General features: G+C 41.8%; 19 protein-coding genes. 3 read left to right on the top strand and 16 right to left on the bottom strand.

The window, feature by feature from the left end; translation table 11 throughout:
* Positions 1-8: 8 nt before the first annotated feature.
* Both gloB and L0Z67_RS06440 read left to right on the top strand, forming a co-directional pair.
* Complete coding sequence (gene gloB, locus L0Z67_RS06445; RefSeq protein ID WP_405128601.1) at positions 9-782, top strand: hydroxyacylglutathione hydrolase; 774 nt, start codon at positions 9-11, stop codon at positions 780-782.
* Between the two features lie 146 nt (positions 783-928).
* Positions 929-2,515 (top strand): LysM peptidoglycan-binding domain-containing protein, encoded by a 1,587-nt coding sequence (locus tag L0Z67_RS06440; protein WP_237115095.1) that lies wholly within the window; start codon positions 929-931, stop codon positions 2,513-2,515.
* Between the two features lie 55 nt (positions 2,516-2,570).
* Here the strand turns inward: L0Z67_RS06440 and speB are convergent, their stop codons facing one another.
* The 3 genes from speB to L0Z67_RS06425 form a co-directional block, all read right to left on the bottom strand.
* The gene (gene speB, locus L0Z67_RS06435) at positions 2,571-3,494 is read right to left on the bottom strand and encodes an agmatinase (protein ID WP_405128600.1); all 924 of its coding nucleotides are present in this window, start codon (positions 3,492-3,494) and stop codon (positions 2,571-2,573) included.
* Positions 3,495-3,497: 3 nt separating this feature from the next.
* On the bottom strand, positions 3,498-5,411 hold the full coding sequence (gene speA / locus L0Z67_RS06430; protein WP_193988634.1) for a biosynthetic arginine decarboxylase: 1,914 nt from the start codon (positions 5,409-5,411) through the stop codon (positions 3,498-3,500).
* Between the two features lie 192 nt (positions 5,412-5,603).
* Entirely contained in the window at positions 5,604-6,065 is a 462-nt protein-coding gene (locus L0Z67_RS06425) for a GNAT family N-acetyltransferase (protein ID WP_062570682.1), read from the bottom strand.
* 255 nt (positions 6,066-6,320) lie between these two features.
* On the opposite strand from L0Z67_RS06425, the gene cysZ reads away from it, so the two are divergent.
* Positions 6,321-7,031, top strand: a complete 711-nt coding sequence (cysZ, locus tag L0Z67_RS06420) for a sulfate transporter CysZ (RefSeq protein ID WP_193988942.1) — start codon at positions 6,321-6,323, stop codon at positions 7,029-7,031.
* Positions 7,032-7,061: 30 nt separating this feature from the next.
* Here the strand turns inward: cysZ and L0Z67_RS06415 are convergent, their stop codons facing one another.
* The 13 genes from L0Z67_RS06415 to prfA form a co-directional block, all read right to left on the bottom strand.
* Positions 7,062-7,562 (bottom strand): hypothetical protein, encoded by a 501-nt coding sequence (locus L0Z67_RS06415; RefSeq protein WP_062570680.1) that lies wholly within the window; start codon positions 7,560-7,562, stop codon positions 7,062-7,064.
* Positions 7,559-10,594 (bottom strand): PKD domain-containing protein, encoded by a 3,036-nt coding sequence (locus tag L0Z67_RS06410; RefSeq protein ID WP_405128599.1) that lies wholly within the window; start codon positions 10,592-10,594, stop codon positions 7,559-7,561. The genes L0Z67_RS06415 and L0Z67_RS06410 overlap by 4 nt, the downstream gene beginning before the upstream one ends.
* 14 nt (positions 10,595-10,608) lie before the next feature.
* Positions 10,609-11,694: a 23S rRNA (cytidine(2498)-2'-O)-methyltransferase RlmM gene (gene rlmM, locus L0Z67_RS06405; protein ID WP_062570678.1), complete on the bottom strand. Its 1,086-nt coding sequence runs from the start codon at positions 11,692-11,694 to the stop codon at positions 10,609-10,611.
* A 9-nt stretch (positions 11,695-11,703) separates the two neighbouring features.
* On the bottom strand, positions 11,704-12,072 hold the full coding sequence (locus tag L0Z67_RS06400; protein WP_062570677.1) for a DUF423 domain-containing protein: 369 nt from the start codon (positions 12,070-12,072) through the stop codon (positions 11,704-11,706).
* On the bottom strand, positions 12,069-12,713 hold the full coding sequence (locus tag L0Z67_RS06395) for an alpha/beta family hydrolase (RefSeq protein WP_062570676.1): 645 nt from the start codon (positions 12,711-12,713) through the stop codon (positions 12,069-12,071). Before L0Z67_RS06395 ends, L0Z67_RS06400 begins: the two co-directional genes overlap by 4 nt.
* Position 12,714: 1 nt before the next feature.
* The gene (locus tag L0Z67_RS06390) at positions 12,715-13,611 is read right to left on the bottom strand and encodes a transcriptional regulator GcvA (RefSeq protein WP_062570675.1); all 897 of its coding nucleotides are present in this window, start codon (positions 13,609-13,611) and stop codon (positions 12,715-12,717) included.
* A gap of 98 nt (positions 13,612-13,709) precedes the next feature.
* Positions 13,710-14,564, bottom strand: a complete 855-nt coding sequence (kdsA, locus tag L0Z67_RS06385; RefSeq protein WP_405128598.1) for a 3-deoxy-8-phosphooctulonate synthase — start codon at positions 14,562-14,564, stop codon at positions 13,710-13,712.
* 9 nt (positions 14,565-14,573) lie between these two features.
* Entirely contained in the window at positions 14,574-15,827 is a 1,254-nt protein-coding gene (locus tag L0Z67_RS06380; RefSeq protein WP_193988630.1) for a DUF819 domain-containing protein, read from the bottom strand.
* Between the two features lie 15 nt (positions 15,828-15,842).
* Positions 15,843-16,670 (bottom strand): tetratricopeptide repeat protein, encoded by an 828-nt coding sequence (locus L0Z67_RS06375; protein WP_062570672.1) that lies wholly within the window; start codon positions 16,668-16,670, stop codon positions 15,843-15,845.
* Between the two features lie 132 nt (positions 16,671-16,802).
* Positions 16,803-17,177, bottom strand: a complete 375-nt coding sequence (locus tag L0Z67_RS06370; RefSeq protein ID WP_062570671.1) for a SirB2 family protein — start codon at positions 17,175-17,177, stop codon at positions 16,803-16,805.
* A gap of 24 nt (positions 17,178-17,201) precedes the next feature.
* Entirely contained in the window at positions 17,202-18,740 is a 1,539-nt protein-coding gene (locus L0Z67_RS06365; RefSeq protein ID WP_193988629.1) for a response regulator, read from the bottom strand.
* A 42-nt stretch (positions 18,741-18,782) separates the two neighbouring features.
* Positions 18,783-19,628, bottom strand: coding sequence for a peptide chain release factor N(5)-glutamine methyltransferase (gene prmC, locus L0Z67_RS06360; protein ID WP_237115091.1), 846 nt, complete (start codon positions 19,626-19,628; stop codon positions 18,783-18,785).
* Between the two features lie 2 nt (positions 19,629-19,630).
* The gene (prfA, locus tag L0Z67_RS06355; RefSeq protein ID WP_062570668.1) at positions 19,631-20,716 is read right to left on the bottom strand and encodes a peptide chain release factor 1; all 1,086 of its coding nucleotides are present in this window, start codon (positions 20,714-20,716) and stop codon (positions 19,631-19,633) included.
* Positions 20,717-20,721 lie beyond the last annotated feature (5 nt).

Raw genomic sequence — 20,721 nt, 5'->3', positions numbered from 1 at the left:
AATTAAACATGGTGCAAGTCAAAGCAATTAAAGCCTTTTCTGATAATTATATTTGGTGTATCACAAATGAAAGTGAACAAACAGCATGGGTGGTTGACCCAGGTCAAGCTGAGCCTGTTTTAAACTATCTAAGTGAACAAAACTTAACACTCGCAGGGATTTTAATTACCCACCACCATTATGACCACACTGACGGCGTGGCTGCGCTGGTAAAAGCATACCCGAGCATTCCCGTTTATGGTCCTAAGCACAGTCCGTTCAAGGGCATTAATCATGGTGTGTTAGAAGCAGATAAAGTCACCGTATATAATTACACCTTTACCGTACTTGCAACTCCTGGCCACACTCTGGATCACATTTGTTACTTACATGATGAGCTAAGCTTTACTGGCGATACGCTGTTTAGTGCAGGTTGTGGGCGGTTATTTGAAGGTAGTGCCGAGCAAATGTGGCGCTCTTTATGTAAATTAAGAGCCCTGCCGGATGAATGTAAAATCTACTGCACTCATGAATACACGCAAGCCAACTTAGCCTTTGCAAAAGCCGTTGAACCAAACAATGAATACCTACTCAACTACAGTGATAAAGTAGATTCGCTGCGCGCCAACGGTGAAATAAGCTTACCAACTAAGTTAAGTGTAGAAAAACAAATAAACCCATTCTTACGTAGCCACTTGCCTAATATCACTGATGAGCTTCCCAATGAGCTAAAAAATAATTTGAATCTTGATGAACCTTGGCAACGCTTTGCAGGTCTCAGGGCTTGGAAAGATAATTTTTAAAAAACAAGCATGACTTCAGTTACAATTTTATAGATTTAGATCAGCATCTTGCAACAATAAGCTGACATAAACTGGTCATAAAGTGGCAATATGTTCTCAGAGCAGGTAATATTCGCCGAGTTTTTTTACCTGATGTATGGGTATATATGTATAGATCTCCTCTAGTTTTTACACTCGCGCTGGCTTTAAGTGGTTGTCAACTAACAACTTCTGATACTGCACAACCTAACATTGCTAATAATGATGTTGAGCAGCAACTGGGTGGTGCCAGTCCAAGTGATGTCAATGATGCATTGATGATCAACGCACAATACCAACAGTTAACTGATATTGATGCACCACCACCAGTTTTTGACGATGTATGGGAACGTATTCGTTATCAGCTATCTATTGATGTGCCACAAAACCGTCCTGTAGTTGCTGAGCGTAATTACTATGCACGTCATCAAGCATACCTTGACCGCATTGCAAAACGCGCAGAGCCATACCTTTACTTCATTGTGGAAGAAGTTGAAAAGCGTGAAATGCCAATTGAGATAGCGCTTTTACCCATTGTTGAAAGTGCCTTTGACCCCTTTGGTTATTCACACCGCAGTGCCTCTGGTATCTGGCAATTTATGCCACAAACCGGTGAGCGTTTCGATTTAAAACAAAACTGGTGGTACGACGGTCGTCGTGACATTGTGCAATCGACGCGTGCAGCGCTTGATTACTTATCATATTTACACAAGACCTTAGAAGGTGATTGGTTAAATGCCATTGCCGCCTATAACTCAGGTGAAGGTCGTTTACTTCGTGCTATTAAAAAGAACCGCAAAAAACACTTACCCACAGATTTTTGGTCATTAGACCTGCCACGAGAAACCACGTCGTATGTACCAAAGCTCTTGGCTCTGTCTGATCTTGTAAAGCGTAGTGACGAATTTGGTGTGAAGTGGCAACCGATTATCAACGCGCAAGTAGTTGAAGCCGTTAATATCGGTAGCCAAATTGATTTAGCACTTGCCGCTGATATGGCTGATATTAGCTTAACTGAGCTGTACCGCTTAAACCCAGGCTTTAATCGCTGGGCGACGGATCCAAACGGTCCACACTTTTTATTACTGCCATCAGATAAAGTTGAGTCTTTTACTGAGAAACTAGCAAAAACAGAGCAAAAAGATCGCCTACGTTGGCAGCAATATGTGGTTGCCCGTGGTGATAGTTTATCAGTGATAGCGAAAAAGTTTTCAACGAGCGCAAGCGCGATAAAAACGCTGAATAAACTTTCATCAAATACTATTCGTGTTGGCCAGCAGTTACTTGTGCCACTCAGTGACGGTGAAATCAATAGTCAGCACTTACCTAAGTCTGTGCGAATGGCTGCGAATAAAGCGACACGTAAAAAACTTAGCCATAAAGTCGCCAGTGGCGATACCTTATGGGATATCAGCCGCGAGTACGATGTGACCATTGCAGAGCTTGCAACATGGAATAAACTGAAAAAAGACGCTGTATTGCGTGTTGGTCAAAAGCTCACTGTGTATAAACAGGAAAAATCACAACTTGCTACTACACAAATCAAAGAGCGCACCATTACCTATAAAGTGCGTCGCGGTGATTCGTTAGCACGCATTGCTGCCAAGTTTAATGTGTCTGTAGAAGATATTGTTAAATGGAACTCATTAGCAGGGCAAAAATACATTCAACCTGGGCAAAAGCTTAAACTCAAGGTTGATGTACGAAGCGCTTAATTGCTTCATCCAATATAAAAAAAGAGCGCCTAATGGCGCTCTTTGTCTCTCTCATTTAGTATTTATGCTTTAAAGCCCATAAGTGTAATAGCTCATTGGCAATGGTCGCTGCAGCAATCGCTGTAAGTTCACTTTGATCATACGATGGTGATACTTCAACTACATCCATACCGACCATATTAATGCCTTTCAATGCACGAAGTACTTTAAGTACTTTATCGCTGGTTAAGCCACCACACACTGGTGTACCTGTCCCTGGCGCGAATGCTGGATCAAGGCAGTCAATATCAAAGGTTAAATACACAGGTAAGTCACCCACGCGTGCTTTGATTTGCTCTGCGATATCTTGTGCAGGTAAATCATTGGCTGCCATTGCATCAATCACCGCAAACTCGTGTTTGCTCTGATCAAAATCAGTACGAATACCGATTTGAATGCTGTGATCAACATCAATCAATCCTTCCATCGGCGCATGATAAAACATGGTGCCGTGATCATAACGTGAGCCATTGCTGTAAGTGTCTGTATGCGCGTCAAAATGAACTAATGCCATTTTACCGTGTTGCTTAGCATGGGCACGTAGTAGTGGCAAAGTCACAAAGTGGTCGCCACCTAAACCCAATAATGTTTTACCTTGGCGAAGAATTTGCTCAGCCGCTAATTCTAATTGCGCGGTAAAATACTCTGGGTCGCCTACTGGGTAAGTAAAATCACCGACATCTGCTAATTTCAAACGCTCGAACAACGGGAACGTCCACGGGTACTTGGTTTCTTCCCATGCGAGGTGCACTGAAGCACGGCGAATTGCATCTGGCCCTAAACGTGCACCTGGACGACCTGAGGTTGCCAAATCAAATGGTAAACCTAACACCACCACATCCGCATCGATTGCTGTGATGTTTTGCACCATCGGCTGACGTAAAAACGTCATGCCGTTTGAGTATAACGAATGATCTGTGTGGTCAAACAATGTCGACATTGCTTATAACTCTTCTAAATAAGTGTAACCATTTAAGCCAGTTTGCAGCTCATCTAATACGCTTTGCTGCTCTGTTTCTGGCAATTTTGCCGCCACCAGCTGGGCGTAAGATTGCTGGAAGCTTTCTACATCTAAATGTACGTAACGCATCATGTCTGCAACGGTATCACCTTCGTTAATTTCAGTGATTTGCGCCTGACCTTGCTCATCCATTTTTATAATTGCACTGTGTGTGTCACCAAATAGGTTGTGCATATCTCCTAAAATTTCTTGGTAAGCACCGACTAAGAAAAAGCCCATTAAATAAGGTTTTTCTTCGCTAAATGCTGGCACAGGTAATGTGCTTTCAATGCCTTGACCGTCTACATAGTGCTCCATCGCACCGTCTGAGTCGCAAGTAATATCAAGTAACACGGCGCGTTTCTGTGGTGCTTGCGTTAAACCACTTAATGGTAGAACAGGAAACACTTGGTCAATACCCCATGCATCCGGTAATGACTGAAACAGTGAAAAGTTCACAAAAAACTTATCTGCTAAACGCGCATTTAATTCATCAATAATCGGGCGATGAAAACGGTTTTTGTTATCCATATGTTTGTTAAGTTCATAACATACACGTAAGTTAACTTGCTCCGCCCATGCTCGCTCTGTTAAATCAAGTAAACCAAGTGCAAACTGATTATGTGCTTCGGCTAAATCGCCTTGGCTATCGTGATAAATTTCAATTAATGCACGGTCGTCATTGTCATCACTTAACTGCTGCCATGATGTCCACATATTTTTTAATAACAGAGGTGCATCAGCGGCTGGCGCTTGAATGTCTTCTGGTACATAGCTTTCAGTGCCAATCACATTCGAAATCAATACAGCATGGTGCGCTGTTAACGCCCGACCTGATTCAGAAATAATGCGTGGCATTGGCTGCTCATATAACTTACAGGTATCACCAATGGTGTATACGATGTTATTAGCGTATTCACTTAGGCTGTAGTTCATTGAGTTATGAGACTGGCTGCGTGTACCGTCATAATCTACTGCTAAACCACCACCCACATCTAAGCAATCAATTTGTGCGCCTAATTTACGTAACTCACAGTAAAAACGCGCAGCTTCACTGACACCTAAGCGGACATCGCGGATGTTGGCCATTTGCGAGCCAAGGTGAAAGTGTACAAGCTGGATCAAATCGAGTTGATCAGACGCTTTTAAGCGATTAACTACACTCAATACTTGCGATGCCGATAAGCCAAATTTTGATTTTTCGCCACCACTTGCTTGCCACTTGCCCTTACCTTGCGACGCTAAACGTACGCGAATACCAATGCGCGGTTTTACGTTTAACTCTTTTGCTTGGCTAAGCACCATGTCAAGCTCAGACAGTTTTTCAAGAACAATGTAAACCTTGTGGCCTAGCTTTTCGCCAATCAGTGCTAAGCGAATGTATTCTTGGTCTTTGTAGCCATTACATACAATCACCGCACTGGTTTTTTCAGCCATTGCTAATACAGTTAATAGCTCAGGTTTACTGCCGGCTTCTAAGCCCAATTGTTTCTTTTCAATACCAGCTTGGCTTGCAACAATTTCTTCAACAACTTCACGTTGTTGGTTTACTTTAATTGGGTAAACAAGCAAATAGTCTTTCGGATAACCATAATTTTCAATTGCCGTGTTAAATGCCTGGCATAAGCTATGTACACGATGATGTAAAATTTGTGGAAAACGAACCAGCGCAGGCAAGCTTAAGCCTTTGTCTTGTAATTGCTGTGCGATATCGATTAGTGCAATGGTTTGCTCTGGGGCATGGGCCTTTGGCGCAACATACACATCACCTTGATCATTAATACCAAAGAAACCTTGGCTCCAATGACGAACATTGTAACTCGTGCGAGCTTGTTCTAGTGATGTTGTCTCTTTCATCTATCTTTCTCTTTTATTTTAGTAGTGCCGAAATCGGCAAGGGTTGTTGCCGCGCATTAAAAGAAAAATAGTGATTCAAGTCCAACAAGAATTTTTACTCGTAACGAGTGATTTTTGATGTGTAAATTAAATGGCAAACCCACTTAAGGTAAGCCTTAGCAGTGGGTTAAAATGATAAGTAGCAGTAAAGAATTATTGATTAAGGCCTAATTCCATAAATAAACTTTGTGGATTTTCGCTGTAATTACCAAATGGACCACATCGACTAAAGCCTAAGTTTTCATACAAATTAATTGATTCTGTTTGTTTAGGGCCTGTTTCAAGTCGAATAAGTGGAATTTGTTGCTCACCGGCATGATGCAATAAAATTTGCATAATACGGCGGGATAAGCCCTTTCCTCGATAGCTTGGTTTTACGTATAAACGACGAATCTCACCATATGGCGGATTTCCCTCTTGCATCACAATTGCGCCACACGCCACAATACCATCATCATTTTTTAACCCTATCGCATATACATTTGGCTCAGCGAGCTCTTCAACGCTTAACGATTGAGCTGTGGCGACTGGATATAAAGAGTTTATAAGTCGGTCTATATCGGAAAACACGTTTACTACGTCAGGATCATGTGGATTTAAATCGACTAACTGCATAAAACTCCCATTTTCAAGATGTCGTTTTTGTTAATTATGTTAACAATAGTATAGGATCCTCAGCGGATCCTCTAGTGCTGTTTTCATTATTCGTTTTTATAGGTACTTTCAGACCCCGCACCGTACCGCTTAGTTCAACACAGCATAACTTAAAAACACTTTGTTACGGAAAAGAGCTGTTCAAACACGTTGAAAATCTTATACTGCTGACAATAAGTAATTATGTGAGGTTATCTCGTGCAGTTTACTCAAGGTATGGAATACTTTTTTTCTGGCTTTAAACTTATTAGCCAAAAAGGGCTAAAACGTTTTGTACTTATTCCTTTATTAATCAATATTGTGCTCTTTGGTAGTTCATTATTTTTTTTATATGGCTGGCTAACTGACGGCTTCGCTTATATGAATTCACTACTTCCAGAATGGCTAAGTTGGTTAGAGTGGTTAATGTGGCCGATTGCCGTATTGGTTATTTTATTTAGTTACAGCATGCTCTTTACCGTGATTACTAACTTTATTGCTGCGCCATTTAATGGTGTACTCAGTGAAAAAGTCGAGCTGTATTTAACGGGTCAAAAAGTCAATGATGATGGCATTTTAGATACCATGAAAGATGTGCCACGCATGCTTGGCCGAGAATGGACAAAGCTTTGCTATTATCTACCAAGAGCGATAGGGTTTTTCATTTTACTATGGCTTTTACCTGTTATCGGCCAATTGCTTTGGATACTTTTTACTTGCTGGATGTACGCGGTTCAGTACGAAGATTATGCATTCGACAATCATAAAGTAAGCTTTAAAGAGATGAAGGATGATTTAAAAGAAAAGCAAACACTCTCTTACGGCTTTGGCTTAGCGGTCATGATTCTGACCGCCATTCCTTTTGTTAACTTAATTGTTATGCCTGTCGCTGTGTGCGGTGGCACGCGCTTGTGGGTGGAAAATTACCGCAGCAAATATCGCCATTAATCCGCATTAAAAAGCCAGTGGGTATGAAACCTACTGGCTTTTTAAAACACTGTAATGCAACTTTACAGATAAAGGCTCTGACAGCGCAAAATCAGCCCGTGGCTCTTCAAACTTTGTTATTACTGCCTCATAACGACTCCGCCCCATAGTCACCTCAAAAGGCTGCTCAAGCTTAGTGATAATTTTAATGTCGGCGTGCTTATTTTCTAACTGTATTAAGCCATCTTCTCGACTGCGAACCAACAAAAATTGGGCCCCCATTTCAAAAACGAGTCTCGCTTTATGGGCCTTTCTGTTCTGCGCTCGCCACTGTCCTTGCTGATAGATAGTACTTAGCTCTGTAACACCATCAGGCTCGTAGAGTCGCTCTTTTTTTATCTCACACGTATCACAACCTTTGATACGCTCAGCCTGCCAGTTAACTGGATAACCGTTATAATTCAAGCGTGTTGTCATCTGCCAGTGCGAATTATTTGCAGGACCACACGCTTGCAAACTCACCAAGATAATTGCAAAAATCAGCCTCTTCATTGCTCAGCAGCCGCTTTTCGCACAGCTTGAATTTCATCGAGTATAAATAATGGCGGCGCTTCTTCTTTAATAATCCGCTGACGAATAGATGTGTTTGCGTTATTCACAGTGTTTAACTCTGTGAAATCTAAACCAAATCGATTACCAGAAAAATAACTGTAAAAACGAAGATCTATTAATGACCACTCATCAACATCGTTTAATACACTCGTGCTTGCATCGTCATTGGTATCCTGACTAAGTGTTTCTGTCAGGTTAAGATTACAATTATAATCGACAGCAACAGAGCCTGGGTAACCCAAACCATTTGCTTCCTCGATGGAGGTTTCATCCAAAGGTGCACCTAAACCATGCGAAAAAGACATAACAAAACTCTCAGGTGAACCCAATGGACCGTTTACCAACTCAGACGTTTCTACACCACAATTTGGGTTTGTTCTGTATCGGCTTGAGTAGTAGCGATCTCCTTCGTTATTGCCGATGGTTGGCAAGCCCCGAAGTTGGTATAAGTAGTTCATAATACTTAAATGGTTTGGCTTGTAGTTAATACTGTTATTGCCACCATGCTCTAAACCAAGGTTATGTCCGAGTTCATGCATTATCGTTGAAGCTTGATAGTTGTAAGTCAGATTACGTGAAGCTTCATTATCAAGTGATAGGCCCCAGTTACCAAATGTTATCATTAAATCGTTGCCATTTACTTCAGCCAGCCCCGCAGGACCAACACTTCCATCCTCATTAAGGCTACTTGCCATCAACATATAATGAAAAATCGGTTTGCGGCGCATATCAAAATTAGCCATTTTATAATGGAACAAACCTTCTACACCTGCATTGAAATTATAAGGCGTATAGGGGCGGAATATAACTTGTTCACCGCCACCTAAATCATAATTTTCAACTGACATACCTGTTGCTTGGTGATACAAGTCCCCAACATCAAAGTGAACAACAATATTCTCAGCAGCAAATGACGAGATAACTTTTTCAAGGGCTATCCTTTGCGGAATAATGCCTGCATCACTACTGTCCATATAGTCTACTTCAACAAAAAGATCTTTTTGATTAACTCTCGCTCCCCAATCATATAGTGGAAGTCCCGCAAAGCTTGAGCCAGGCAGCTCCGCGCAATCGGGTATACCGTCTTGATCAAGGTCGTCTTCACAGGTTAAATCATTAGCACCAGCAGGTGTTGTGAAGAGGCTATAAATCCAATCTGAAGGGGTATCTGTATCGGTACTGTCTTTATCACGCTTAATACTTGAGCCTGTTATATTATTTATACTTGGGGCTGCGCCAGTTGACCAATGCGCTGGCGAAGTAGGCTCTGTGGTATCATTGCCAAATCTGACAAAATCGATGGTGGTTGTTTCATCACCCGAAAGAAGTTCAATAAAACCATTCACAAACCAATATGGGCGAATCGTAGAGCCCGCTTCACCAATAAATGCGATGTATTTATTTTGCTCTGCTGCATCATAGAAAAGTTCGTCGCCAAAGCGACTATGGATAATCGCATACTCACCAACCTCTATTAATTGATTAGGTAGGTTAAAAATGGTTGATGAGGTTATGCTTCCATCACTCGAATTTCGGCTCTTTGTTCTAACCTTATAATCGGCTAAATTGATGTCACTGCCAGTGCCATTGTAGACTTCAAACCAAGGAGCATCTGTTCCAAAGCGAATTGCAACCACCTCCGTAATTACTAAGTCACCACTGCCAGTGCTAAATTCAGTTATTTCTTGCGCATTGATGGCAGTATCATCAAAATTGACTAAATCTTCTGTTACTCGCAATTTATACGTTCTATTTTGCTGTAGTGCTGGTGAAAACGTCACGCCATTAAAATAGGTATTGGTATCTGACTCTGGACCGGACAAATTCAAAGAGGAAATTGCCAAGCAAGAACTAAAATCATCATCCGATAATTGCAACGAGCCTACACACCCCCCTGCCGTTTCATTCACTGATAAGCTGCTGGTTTTCATCACATCAGAAAAATCAATCGATAAACTTGCGTTTACGCTCACAGCTTGGCTGTTATTTTGCGGATTAACATTGATAATTGTCGCAGCAGTGTTATCTATAATTGCTACATTGATCGTTGCTTGTCTAGTGGCGATGCCATCCGACACACTCACGCTAATGGGTGCCTGCGAAATACGGTTAATCGCAGGTGTATATTGGTAAGTAAAACTCGCTGCATCAACAACTGTTATCGTAGCACCATCAAGGTCTGATGCAAAACTCACCGTCAGCTCGTCATTATCTGGATCTTGAACGTTAAGTGTGAACTCACTGCTTTGGTTAAACTCTGAGACAAAGTTAGTATCGTTAAGGATTGGGGCTTTATTAACATTCACAATCATAAAAGTGATCGGCAGCTCAGACGATGCTCCCCTGTCATCCGTTGCTGTAACTAAAAACTCCACTTCACTCGTGCTTGGTACTTCTGGTGCTGTAAAATTGATTATCTGGCCAGTTTGTGTAAAGTTAATAACAGGGCCACGCAGCTGCTGCCATTCAATCGATACAATACTGCCATCACTATCTACAGCACTTACTTGGATTGATACTTCACTCAATTCAGTAATATCAGCTATCGGTTCACTACTAATTATAGGTGCCGCATTGGTATCATTTTGAATATTAATCGTATAATTTGCCGAGGCCGAGGCCCCATCATTATCAGTTACCATCACCTGAAAAGTAATCGTCGTATCACTTTCAACATCTGGCGCAGTAAAGTTAAGTACAGCAGCGTTAAAAGTGAAAATGCTGGTTGGCCCTTGTGTTTGTGACCAGCTGTAATTTGCAATAGTGCCATCTGAGTCTGTGGCTGTTGCGCTAAGGGAACTTATTTGCCCTTCTTGGAGGTTTTGCTCTCCCGAAATTGAAACCTGAGGAGATTGATTGGTTGTGGGAGCTGGGGTAGTTGGCGTATCACTATCACCGCCGCCGCCGCCACAGGCTGTTAAGAAAATGGGAAATAAAGCATACAAGCAGAGCGTTAATCGTTTATTACCCATTTTCTGTCCTCTCTTTAACTGTATAAGCTTTGCGGCACCTTAATGACATTTAAATGTACAGTCACTTCTTCACGATCATGATACAGATGCTTCGCTTGGAGTTCATAACTTACGCCGTATTTTTCAAGCTCTTCTTTAATCAACTTCAAGCATTCATAGACACTGTCAAAGCGCTTTTTCATTGGTAATTTCAGATTAAAAATAAGCTCTTTTGCGTAGGCATTTACCGCCCAATCAATCATAAGATTAGTAACTTTTACTGGCTTTTCCACCATATCGCAAACTAACCAGCTAATATTCCGCTTTTCGGGACGATACTTAAAACCATCAACACGGAAATGCTTAACTTGTCCCGTTTCCATTAGTTCATCATTCATTGGCCCATTATCGATAGCACTCACAAACATGCCGCGACGTACCAATTGATAAGTCCAACCACCTGGGCAAGCACCTAAATCAACACCTCGCATCCCCGCTTGCACACGATCCTCAGCTTCATGAGGTGGAATAAATACATTAAACGCTTCATCTAACTTGAGTGTAGAACGGCTTGGTGCATCACTTGGCATACGTAAACGTGGTATCCCCATAAAAAAGGGCGAGTTATTGAATGTATATGAATAACCAACGTAAGCAGAATCATTTGTTAAAAACGCAACATGCATAACGGGCTTTTTATCTGCCAACTGGCGTGTCACCTTCGAGCGCTTTTCAAGTGTTTTTTTAAGGGGAGTAGATATCTTCTTACAAAATTTAGATAGCTCTTTCCCCTCATTGGTATCGGGTGTTTCTACGCGTAAGTCTCCACATTCAGGAAAATCAACGGCAGCATCAACAATGGCACTAACACGATCTTCAAGTGGCATATTATCCACTAAGATGCCAGTAAACCATTGACGCGCGAAAACCATATTTTTGAAATCTACTTTTTTAATGATTTCATCGCCGTGGCTCGCATCAAAACATTCGTAAACAACAATCCCTGTATTTGGTTTCGTTTTTACGTAACCTGCAAATCCTTGTTCAGCAGCTTGAAAAGTAATTTCAGCAGCGGCATCATTTTCAAAACCACTGCGACAATAAATAACTACACTCGACATAGATAACCCTTAAAACTTATATCGTGCGGCTTGAACTAACAAAATAGCCCAACCAATAATAAAACAAACGCCGCCAATCGGGGTGATAGGGCCCAGCCATTTCATGCCCGTTAATGCGAGTAAATACAAACTACCGCTAAATAACACTGTACCCGCGATAAAAAAGCCACCAGCCCAATTTAAGTTGATGCCCCACTTTATTAATATCGCAATGGCAATTAAAGCAAGACCATGGACCATTTGATACTCAGCAGCCGTTTTAAAAATCCCAGTTGCGTATTCTGAAACACGGCTTTTTAAACCATGCGCAGCGAAGGCACCAAGCATCACCGAAAGCATGCAAAATAAGCTGCCAATCATTAAATAGAGTTTGATCATTGCTCATCTCCTGCCACTAAATTCATAATAAACTGTGCTGCATAATCCGCAGCTAGTTGTAAGTTTTCTTGTTCTGTAATACCACTTTTTTTACGTGGCTTTAATGAGTGGTCGCCATCTTTGAGAAATTTGATTTCTGGCGGGTTAACCACTTCAAGCTCAGCGAGTTCTTGCTGGTTACCAAACGTGTCTCGCTCCCCCTGCAGCACTAAAAACGGACATGGTACATCTGCAAAATGGTCTGTGCGACGTTTTTCAGGTTTACCCGGTGGGTGAAACGGATACCCAAAAGCCACAACACCAGCGACTTTTGGAATGTTCTGTTCAGTACACAACATTGAAGCCATTCTGCCCCCCATCGATTTGCCGCCAATAAATAGCGGCAATTCAGACTGACGCTCAGCTAAAACTTCTGCAAAATATGCAAGCAGCTTGGGGGCTCGATCTGGCGGTCTGCGTTTGCCAGTCTCTTTGGCAATTTGCATGTATTGGAAATCAAATAACGCCACATCAATACCTTGCTGACTAATGAGCTTCGCCATTGTTTGCATAAACTCGCTATCGCTGCCTGCACCGGCACCATGAGCAAATATAAATTGTGCACAGGCTCTATTACCTGTGCTTTTAAACCACTGCAACATGTTAATACTCTTGTTCTTGTTCAACTAGACTCAGCATCCAATCTTTAAATGAAACTATTTTGCCTAGCTCTGTTTGAGACTCTCTTATAACTAAATAGTAGGCATTTTTACTGACCATAGCGTGACTAAATGGAATAACCAAACGCCCTGCATCAATATCAGGTTTAGCAAGCACGCTATTACCTATTGCCACACCTTGACCATGAACCGCTGCCTGTAAAACCATTGATGAATGACTAAAGATCGGGCCCTGATTAACTTGCACATTACGCACACCCGCCGTTTTCATCCACGTTTTCCAATTTTTACGAGTCGTATCATGAAGCAATGTGTGATTCGCCAAGTCACTTGGTTGATCAAGTGGTTTAGGACCGGTTAACAGCAAAGGGCTACATAGAGGCACAAGGTATTCAGTATGAAGCTTATAAGTTTGCACCCCACTCCAATGGCCACGGCCATAGTAGATGGCAATATCGACATCATCCGACAGAGAATTCTCGTCCTGATCCTGTGCTTTAATCCGTACATCTATCTCAGGATGTAACTCATTAAATAAACTAAGCCTTGGTACCAACCATTGAATTGCAAAACTTGGTGTCAAACTTACCGTTAAAGAGCCTTTAGCTCCTCTTGCTAGTAGTTTTTCTGTAGCATCAATTAGTTGAGTAAAAATCTCTTTAATATCTAAAAAATAGCCCTGGCCTTCTTCGGTTAATAGTAAAGAGCGATTTTTACGCAGGAAGAGTTTTAAACCCAAATGTTCTTCAAGGGTTTTAATTTGATGACTAACGGCAGCTTGGGTTACATAAAGCTCTTCCGCAGCTTTGGTGAAGCTTAAGTGGCGTGCAGCAGCTTCGAATGCTTTTAATGCATTTAATGGAGGTAAACGACGAGACATAAACACCAAGCTTAGAATTAGTTTTTCTTATGCATCGATTATAGCGACACAAATAAAAAAAGGCGACCATAGTCGCCTTCTCATCAACTAATTAAATATTACAGGTCATTGGCACTGGTATCTAATGGTGCAAAGCTTTTAATAAGCTCATCCACAGCTTTCATTTGTGTTAAGTAGCCTTCTAGCTTACTTAATGCAAGTGCACAAGGGCCATCACATTTTGCTTCATTTGGATTAGGGTGCGCTTCAATGAAAAGACCCGCAAGGCCTAGTGCCATGCCACTACGCGCAAGCTCTGCCGCCTGAGCGCGACGCCCATCCGCCGAGTCAGCACGACCACCTGGGCGTTGCAATGCATGCGTAGCATCAAAAATAACTGGTGCCATTGGCTTCATATCATCCATACCTAGCATATCAACCACTAGGTTGTTATAACCAAAGCTAGTGCCGCGCTCGCATAATGCAACATTGTTATTACCTGCATCATTAAATTTCTTAATGATATGGCGCATTTCGTGCGGTGCTAAAAACTGTGGTTTTTTCACATTGATAATGGCACCTGTTTTTGCCATAGCAACTACTAGGTCAGTTTGGCGGGCAAGGAATGCTGGCAACTGAATAATATCAACCACCTCAGCAACTGGTGCTGCTTGATGTGGTTCGTGTACATCAGTAATAAGTGGCACATTAAAAGAAGATTTAATCTCTTCAAAGATTTTTAAGCCCTCTTCCATACCTGGACCACGATATGAATTAATTGACGAGCGATTCGCTTTATCAAAAGAGGCTTTAAATACATATGGAATGTTCAGCTTTGAAGTTACTTCAACATAATGCTCCGCAATACGCATTGCTAAATCACGTGATTCAAGTACATTCATACCACCAAACAACACAAATGGTTTGTTGTTTGCTAATTCAATCTCGTTAATTTTAATTAACTGGTTGTTCATTTCTATTCCTTAAGGTGAAACAGCTTGTAGCATTAAACCACAAATATAAGCCATGTAAGTACCTACACCATAGCCCAAAACCGCAAGTAACACACCAACGGGTGCCAGCGATGGATGGAACGCAGAGGCAACCACAGGTGCTGATGCAGCACCACCAACATTAGCTTGTGAACCCACAGCCATATAAAACAGCGGTGCTTTGATTAATTTAGCCACAATCAACATCAAGCTTGCATGTGTTAGCATCCAAATCACACCTAGTACAAAGTACATAGGCGAGTCGAAAATAGCGGTAATATTCATATGTAAGCCAATCGAAGCCACAAGAATATATAAAAAGCTTGATGCAACCTTTGAGGCGCCAAATGCTTCAATATGGCGTACTTTAGTAAACGATAAACTAATCCCGATAGTGGTCGAGATCACGATTAACCAAAAGAACTTGCTATTTAAACTATACTCCTGTGCCCAAGGGAAGTTAGCACCGAAGTACGGGCCTAAAAAGTCAGCACAAAAATGCGCAAGACCTGTAATACCAAAGGCTATGGCAATAATCGTCATATAATCATTGAGCGTTGGCATACGTGCATGCTCAGCGTGATACTTTTCTACGCGCTCTTTTAGATCTTCAATTGCACGGGTATCAGCCCCTGTTTTAGCATCAATCGCTTTATGATTAGCCGCCATGAGTAGTAATACAGCCATCCATAAGTTCGCCACAATGACATCAACAGTCACCATAGCCGAGAATATATCACCGCCTACTTCGAACATCTCTTTCATAGAGGCTTGGTTAGCACCGCCACCAATCCAGCTGCCCGCAATGGTTGTCATGCCACGCCATACGGCATCAGGACCATGTCCGCCAACCGCTTCAGGATAAACGGCGCTCATCACTAAAATGGCAAGAGGTCCGCCAATAACGATACCCATGGTCCCCGTTAAAAACATGATCAACGCTTTCGGGCCTAAGTTTAAAATAGCCTTTAAGTCGATACTGATGGTTAATAAAATTAAACAGGCTGGAAGTAAATAGCGGGATGCCACGTAGTAAACGTTTGATGAATGACCATCAACAATTCCAAAGGTATTTAATAATGATGGTAAGAAGTAGCAAAGCAGTAAAGCGGGGACGTATTTATAAAATTTCTGGCATGCTGCATTGTTACTATGCGAGGTTCTAAAAACAAACCCTAAAATAACGGCGAGTAAACCAAGTACGACTGCGTCATTGGTAATTAGCGCACTGTGGGCGTCAGTCATAAGTGTTCCTTAAAACTAGTGGTGTGTATTATTGTTGTCTTCTATTTCAGCAATCTGGTGCTGAATAATATCGATAGCGGGATCATCTGGGCATTCATTAACAAAATACTGTAGATCATCTCTGGCCATTTTAGGGCAATCTAACTGATTAAGTAGATAGCCACGGTCACGACGCTCATAAGGATCATCGCCTAATAATTCCATCAGCATGTCAACGCAGTGTAGCGCATGACCAAATTTACTTTCGCTAATGAATGACCATTTTTGCTGAGCTAAGTAAAGCTTATATATCTCTTCATCAAACACCAGTTCAAGCGGCTCTTGCTCATCGCCATTCTCTTCACTGGCATTTTCAGGAATGATATACCAACTTTGCTGGCCTGTGCTTGGCTCTATGAGATACCCTTCTTCATCACTTATGGCAACATGCACCTGCACTTCACCTTGACTTAAGGTCACTGAAGCATCCAAGTTAGCATGTTGTAATAAGTGACACAGTAAAATAGCCAATGTTGTTTGCGTACCACTGCGCATCGTAACCGTATAGCTAAAGCTATTTAAGGTGTATTCGGGTACTTTCAAGCTAGAAGCACTGAAAAGCCATTGTTGATAAAAGATATCCAAGAGTTTATCTAAGCGTTCATGAGGCTCTTTATGTTCAACACAAAGTACTGAAACCGTATGCTCAAATTCATTGAGTAGTTCATAACAAGCAGTTAGATCTACTTGTGTATCCCACTTTAATTCAGCATCAATACAACGATAAAGCACTTTAGAAGAAAATGCATCGTAGGCCTCATCTTGATAGGATTCATTTTGATCTTCAAACCAAGGGGTGGTCATTTATACTGCAACATCTCTTTCAAAAACGAGGTGCTAGTTTACCTACTTTTGCCCTAAGTTACCAATACTGAACGATGAGATATAAAAAAGCGGTACGACGGCACTCGCCATCAAAATACCGCTCAGAGATTCTTAGAGAAGAAGTGCAGTTTTAGCCGAAGCTAAATAACCAATTGCTAATAAAATGAAGGTGGTTATAGCAAGCAATACCACTTTCGCAGTCTGTGCGCTTTGCTTTGCAGCCACAACACCTAGTACGATATAAGCAATAACAAGTATAATTTTTTCTAATAACCATGATTGCTCTAATGGGTTAAATCCTGCCATCACGATTAACGCAACTGCAGAAACAAGCAGCAATGTATCAATGCTATGACTTCCAATGAACACCACTTTATTTTTTGCAAGTGCGCCCGTTTTTAAACGTGAAAAAGAACGAACGTAAAATAGTACAATACTCAACACGGCAAATAACATGTGAGTATGTTTTACTGCTAAATAATCCATATGCCCCAATACTACTTTGTTTAATTAATCTGGATAACGTACGAGTACGTCTTCTATTTCTTTAACGCGTTGATTAAACACTTCTATTAACTTAGGGTCAAATTGTTTGCCCTGTTGTGCATTAATTTCCTTTACAACATCTTCAAGTGACCACGCCTCTTTGTAGCAGCGTTTATGACGTAGTGCATCATACACATCGGCTAATGCGGCAATACGCCCAGCAATAGGAATCTCTTCACCTTTCAAGCCCTTAGGGTAACCTGTTCCATCCCAACGTTCATGATGAGATAGCGCAATTATGGCCCCAGTATTAACGATGTCACGATTCGAGCCCTTTAGGATTAAATGACCTTTTTCAGCATGTTGCTGCATAATAGCCCACTCTTCGTCTGTTAGCGGGCCAGGTTTATTTAAAATGGCATCAGGAATACCTACTTTACCCACATCATGCAGCGGTGCAGCTAAGCGAATAAGTTCAGCTTCGCGTTTAGATAATCCATATCCCATCGCCAGCTCATAACAGATATGCGAAACACGTTTTACATGGTTACCCGTTTCAGTTGAACGCTGCTCTAGAGCTTCACTGAGTCTAAACACAAGCTCTTGTTGTGTCGCCTCAATTTCAGCTTGAAGCTGTACATTCTCATACGCCAATTGAACATTTTGCGAAAAAATTTCAATCAAATGGCGTTGTGTATCAGTTAAATGTTTAGGGATACCCGAGATAAACAACATAGAATTATGGTTAAACTCACTGCTGCAATAGGCAAATAAATAATTATCACGATAGACAATCGTTTTATCTCTTAGAGCTTGTTGGCAGGCATTGAGCTGTTCATCATTGAGCACTTCTTCAATTGCTTTACCTTCGCTGCGCTCAAACTCCCCCCGACCGGAAAAAACCACCAGTTTTTTTTGATTATCAAGAGGGTTACTCGCAACTAAGCTTGTCGCATACATAGCTTGCTCAACAGTGCCTAACAAAGATGTAAGTTGCTGCATTACACCTTCAATAAAGTGCTCTAGCGAATGGGTAGAAAAAATATCGCGTGATGCTTTAATTATTTTTTCGAGACCCTGACGTGATTGCTCAATCGATAAAATATCGCGATAAGAGCGTAAGCTTGACATCACCACCGTAAACAATTTTTGTGCGGTCAGCTCAGTTTTCGATTTGTAATCATTAATATCATAATTAACAATAACTTGTCGTTCAGGTGCTTGGCCTGGTTGACCCGTTCTCAAGATAATACGAATATGATTATTCTTCGCAGTTTCACGGATATATTTAGCGACTTTAAGCCCCGCATCATCCGTTTCCATAACAACATCAAGTAAAACTATAGCTGCATCAGGGTGCTGTTCAATAACTTGCTTGGCTTCTTCTCCTGAATAGGCACTGATAAACTCAAGGCGTTTGTCTTGGAATTCAAAGTCACTGAGCGCAAGCTTTGTTACGGCATGTACTTCTGGCTCATCATCAACAACGATGACTTTCCAACTACCTTGAACCACCTCACTGACTTCATCAAGTGCTTCATCCGAAAACAAAAATTCATCCATTGTTTGGGATCCTCAAAGGCTATGTGTGCCCAGCAAAGCTTATTATTTATGAGCCCACTGCGCTAACGTTACACGGTCATTACCGCCAAGATCTTTTACTGTAAGTATATGGCTATACGACATTTGTGCAAAAAATTCTTGGACTTTCACACTTTGTTGGTAACCATGTTCAATTAAAAGATAGCCATTTGTTGTCAAATAGTCACGCGCGATAGTAATAATTTGTTTAATATCAGCCATGCCGTCGTCATCGGCTACTAATGCTGATAATGGCTCAAAACGCACATCACCTTGGCTTAAGTGCTCATCATCGTGTTCGATATAGGGGGGGTTGCTGACAATTAGGTCAAACTTTTCTTTTTTAACCGCACTAAACCAATTGCTCAAAGCAAAAGTGACATTGTTAATATCGAGTCGCTGTTGGTTTTCTTGGGCTAATGCGACGGCATCAGCCACTCTATCTACCCCTGTCACCTGCCAATTTGGCATTTCGCTGGCCAGCGCAAGTGCTATAGCGCCTGTACCTGTGCCCAAATCAAGCACATTTGCATCAGCGGGCAGCTCAAGACCTAAAGCGTATTCAACTAACGTTTCGGTATCAGGTCGTGGAATCAAGGTTGTTGGGTTTACCTTAAGTGGAAGGCTCCAAAATTCACGAAAACCGACAATATGCGCGACAGGTTCACCCTTTAAGCGGCGTTGGCATGCCTGTTCAAAATCGAGCTGTTGCTGTTCGGTAAGGTGTTTTTCTGGCCAAGTGAATAAGTAACTACGCGGTTTATTCAGGATGGATAATAACAGGACTTGGGCGTCTAATTTCGCACTGTCGCTGCTAGGCGTTAGTAACGCCGTCGCAGCAACCAGTGCTTGCTCTATGCTTTGTGGCACGATTATTCATCGCCCATCGCAGCGAGTAAGTCAGCTTGATGTTCTTGCATAAGTGGTTCGATTACACTGCCTAAATCACCTGCAACCACTTCATTCAAACGATAGAGAGTTAAGTTAATACGATGATCGGTAATACGGCCTTGCGGGTAGTTATAAGTACGAATGCGCTCAGAACGGTCACCACTACCAACTAAGTTACGACGCTCAGATGCCTCTGCAGCTTGGCGTTTTTCGTCTTCAGCTTGTTGCAAGCGAGCGCCAAGTACTGACATCGCTTTAGCACGGTTTTTATGCTGTGAACGTTCATCCTGACACTCTACAACCACACCTGTTGGAATATGTGTGATACGGATTGCTGAGTCAGTTTTATTGACGTGCTGACCACCGGCACCCGATGCACGAAAGGTATCCACTTTAATATCCGCGGGGTTAATCTCAATTGCTTCCGCTTCAGGAATCTCGGCCATGACTGCTACAGTACAGGCTGATGTGTGAACACGGCCTTGCGATTCAGTCTCTGGTACACGTTGTACACGGTGTGCACCTGATTCAAATTTAAGCTGACCATATACACCTTCACCCGAGATATGCGCAATTACTTCTTTATAACCGCCATGCTCACCTTCGTTAGTACTTACTACTTCTACTTTCCACTTTTTGGTTTCAGCGTAGCGGCTGTACATACGGAATAAGTCACCAGCGAAGATAGCGGCTTCGTCACCACCGGTACCCGCACGAACCTCTAGGTAGACATTATTATTGTCTTTAGGGTCCTTTGGCAGCATCAGAATTTGGATTTCGTCTTCTAATGCCGTTATTTGTGCTTTTGCTTCTTTATATTCTTCTTGCGCCATTTCACGCATATCAGGGTCTGAATCTTTTAGCATTTCTTCAGCTGTCGCTACATCATCCTGTGCTTGCTGATACGCTAAAAACGCTTTAACAATTTCTTCTAACTCTGAATACTCTTTAGATAAGGTACGAAAGCGATTTTGATCGCTGATCACAGAGGGGTCGCTTAGTAGCGCTTGCACTTCCTCATAACGCTCAACTAAGGTTTCTAATTTTCTATAAACAGACTCTTTCATTTAAC

It is taken from the genome of Pseudoalteromonas sp. PB2-1 (assembly GCF_045040605.1).
Classification (GTDB): domain Bacteria; phylum Pseudomonadota; class Gammaproteobacteria; order Enterobacterales; family Alteromonadaceae; genus Pseudoalteromonas; species Pseudoalteromonas arabiensis.
The sequence above is the reverse complement of the archived record's forward strand: the minus strand, read 5'-3'. Positions and strand labels throughout refer to the sequence as shown.